Origin of the sequence: Streptomyces sp. NPDC059456 (genome assembly GCF_042750055.1) — a bacterium.
Lineage (GTDB): Bacteria > Actinomycetota > Actinomycetes > Streptomycetales > Streptomycetaceae > Streptomyces.
Window position 1 is genome coordinate 1 of the sequence record NZ_JBHYVA010000890.1, and the last position, 2,916, is coordinate 2,916.

At 73.8% G+C, this 2,916-nt stretch carries 3 protein-coding genes; all 3 read right to left on the reverse strand.

All coding sequences use genetic code 11. The features are described 5' to 3' along the window. Positions 1-39 precede the first annotated feature (39 nt). The 3 genes from mshC to ACFXA3_RS40130 all read right to left on the reverse strand — a co-directional run bounded on the left by mshC (position 40) and on the right by ACFXA3_RS40130 (position 2,871). A complete protein-coding gene (gene mshC / locus ACFXA3_RS40120) occupies positions 40-1,269 on the reverse strand; it encodes a cysteine--1-D-myo-inosityl 2-amino-2-deoxy-alpha-D-glucopyranoside ligase (RefSeq protein ID WP_054226059.1) in 1,230 nt (409 codons plus the stop codon). Positions 1,270-1,390: 121 nt separating this feature from the next. Next, complete coding sequence (locus tag ACFXA3_RS40125) at positions 1,391-2,317, reverse strand: SCO1664 family protein (RefSeq protein WP_385195981.1); 927 nt, start codon at positions 2,315-2,317, stop codon at positions 1,391-1,393. Further along, a complete protein-coding gene (locus tag ACFXA3_RS40130) occupies positions 2,281-2,871 on the reverse strand; it encodes a DUF3090 domain-containing protein (protein WP_048476940.1) in 591 nt (196 codons plus the stop codon). The genes ACFXA3_RS40125 and ACFXA3_RS40130 overlap by 37 nt, the downstream gene beginning before the upstream one ends. Positions 2,872-2,916: the final 45 nt, after the last annotated feature.

The following is a 2,916-nucleotide window of genomic DNA, read 5'->3' on the forward strand; positions in this document are numbered from 1 at the left end:
CCCCTGCCCCGGGCGGGGCAGGGGGCACCGGCGACGCTGCTACAGGGCGACGCCCAGGAGGGCGTCGACCGTGCGGGACACCAGGCCCGGCGCCGACTCGTCGTCCCCGTCGGAGGCGTTCTGCGCGTCCACCCAGCGGTCCACGGCCGCCAGTGCGGCCGGGGCGTCCAGGTCGTTCGCCAGGGCTTCGCGGACCTCCTCGACGAGGGCGTCCGCCGGCAGGCCGTCGGGACGGGACACGGCCGCGCGCCAGCGCTCCAGGCGGGCCACCGCCTGCTCCAGGACCTCGTCCGTCCACTCCCAGTCCGCCCGGTAGTGGTGGGACAGCAGGGCCAGCCGGATCGCCGCCGGGTCCACGCCGGCGCGCCGCAGCGCGGAGACGAAGACCAGGTTGCCCTTCGACTTCGACATCTTCTCGCCGTGCAGCGCGACCATGCCCGCGTGCACGTACGCCTTGGCCATCGGGAACTCGCCCGTCAGGACCTGTGCGTGCGAGGCGCCCATCTCGTGGTGCGGGAACGCCAGGTCGGAGCCGCCGCCCTGGATGTCGAAGCCCATGCCCAGGTGGTCCAGGGCGATGGCGACGCACTCGATGTGCCAGCCGGGCCGGCCGCGGCCCAGCGAGCCGCCGTCCCAGCTCGGCTCGCCCGGGCGGGCGGCCATCCACAGCATCGGGTCGAGCGGGTTCTTCTTCCCCGGGCGTTCCGGGTCGCCGCCACGCTCCGCGGACAGCAGCCGCATCGCCTCGGCGTCGAGGTTCGAGACCTTGCCGAAGTTCGCGTCGGACTCCACCGAGAAGTAGACGTCGCCGTCGAGCTCGTACGCGGCGCCGGCGTCGCGCAGCCGCTCCACCAGCGGCACGATGCCCGGTATGGCTTCGACGGCGCCGATGTAGTGCTGCGGGGGCAGCATCCGCAGGGCGGTCATGTCCTCGCGGAAGAGGGCCGTCTCGCGCTCGGCGAGCTCGGTCCAGTCGTGGCCGTCGCGCTGAGCCCGCTCCAGCAGGGGGTCGTCGACGTCCGTCACGTTCTGGACGTAGTGGACCTGCCGCTTGGTGTCGAGCCACACGCGCTGTACGAGGTCGAACGCGTTGTAGGTCGCCGCGTGACCGATGTGGGTCGCGTCGTACGGAGTGATGCCGCAGACGTAGATACGGGCGACGGGACCGGGGGCGAGGGTGATCGTCCCCTGGGTCGCGGTGTCGTGGATCTGGAGGTCGCGGCCCTTGCCAGGCAGGGCGGGGACCTCAGAAGCGGGCCAGGCATGCATGTGTCGAGCCTAACCGGACGCGTGTTCCGAAAACGAACCGGACCTGCACTGTTGGCTTGATCGGCATTCTTGCGGTCTGGCTGATTCTGTGCGTGCCCGGCCGCCGGGCGGCCGGGCCTGCTCAGACCGGCGGCCAGGGGATCGCCGGCCACTGCCCGGACGGCTGAGGATGCACTCCGGTGCGCAACAGATCGGCCACCCGGGCCCGTACGGCGGCCAGCTCGGCCGGGGTGATCAGTTCGGCCAGCCGGGTGGCGAGCGGTTCGCCCTGCGCCAGCCGGGCGGCCAGGGAGGCCAGCACGTCGCGGGCCTCCTCGGTCAGCGGTTCGCCCGCCCAGCCCCACAGCAGGGTCCGCAGCTTGTCCTCGCGGTGGAAGGTCACCCCGTGGTCGATGCCGTAGAGCCGTCCGTCGGGCGCGGGCAGCAGGTGGCCGCCCTTGCGGTCGCCGTTGTTGATCACGGCGTCGAGGACGGCGAGCCGGCGCAGCCGGGGGTCGTCCGCGTGCACGAGCAGTGCGGTGCGGCCCTCGCCGACGTCGGCGAGGGCGACCGGCTTCCAGCCCTCCCCCGCCTCCTCGCCCTCGACGAGGGCCAGCAGGCCGCTCGCGTCGCCGGACCCGTCCGCGGACCCGTCGTCCGCCGAACGGTCGTGTGCCGCGCCCCCGGCCCCGGTCCCGGCGGCGGCCGGGCCCTCGTCCCCGTCGGCCCCGGATGCGATCCACAGCTGGACCATGCCCTCGCCGTACGGGCCCTCGCGCAGCACGGTCGGCGGGACCAGGCCCCATCCGGTGGCCTCGGAGACCAGGTAGGCGGCGACCTCGCGCCGGGCCAGGTTCCCGTCCGGGAAGTCCCACAGCGGGCGCTCGCCCTTGACCGGCTTGTACACGCAGTCGGCGCTCACGCCCCCGTACGTCACCGTGCACAGCAGCACGGCGTTGGACGCCTCGCGGATCCGGCCGACGACCGTCAGCTCACCCCTGGCGAGCAGCTCCTCGTGTTCCCCCGTGACGCTCACGCCTGGCGCCGGTAGCCGTTCTGGCGCGGGCACACGTGCCCCTCCGGGTCCAGCGGGAGGCTGCACAGCGGGCAGGGCGGCCGGCCCGCGTTGACGACGTCCAGGGCACGCTTGGCGAAGGCCCGGGCCTGGGCGCCGGTGAGACGGACCCGCAGCATCGGCGGGCCGTTCTCCTCGTCCTGGAGGAGCCGCTCCTCCGCCTCGGCGAGGTCCTCCTCCGAGTCGGCGTCGAGCTCCACCAGGGCCTGCGCCTCGACGATCATCCGCTGTTCCTCGCCGTCCCAGGCCAGGGCCATGGTGCCGACGCGGAACTCCTCGTCGACGGGGACGTCGAGCGGCGCGGTGTCGGCGGCCTCCGCGGGCGCCATCGCCGGGACGGGGGCGTTGCCCCCGGTGCGCCGTACGACCTCGTCCAGCAGCTCGTCCATCCGCTCGGCCAGCGCCGCGACCTGGGTCTTCTCCAGGGAGACGCTGGTGACGCGGGGGCCGGACGAGGCCTGCAGGAAGAACGTACGGCGTCCCGGAAGGCCGACCGTGCCGGCCACGAAGCGGTCCGGCGGGTCGTAGAGGAACACCTGACGGGGCACGTCCAGTCTCCAAGTCTCGGGGTCCCCCCGGACGGAGTCTGGGGC

Excerpts from the sequence above, each read along its gene's own strand:
- mshC (WP_054226059.1), bottom strand. The coding sequence starts at position 1,269 with ATGCATGCCTGGCCCGCTTCTGAGGTCCCCGCCCTGCCTGGCAAGGGC.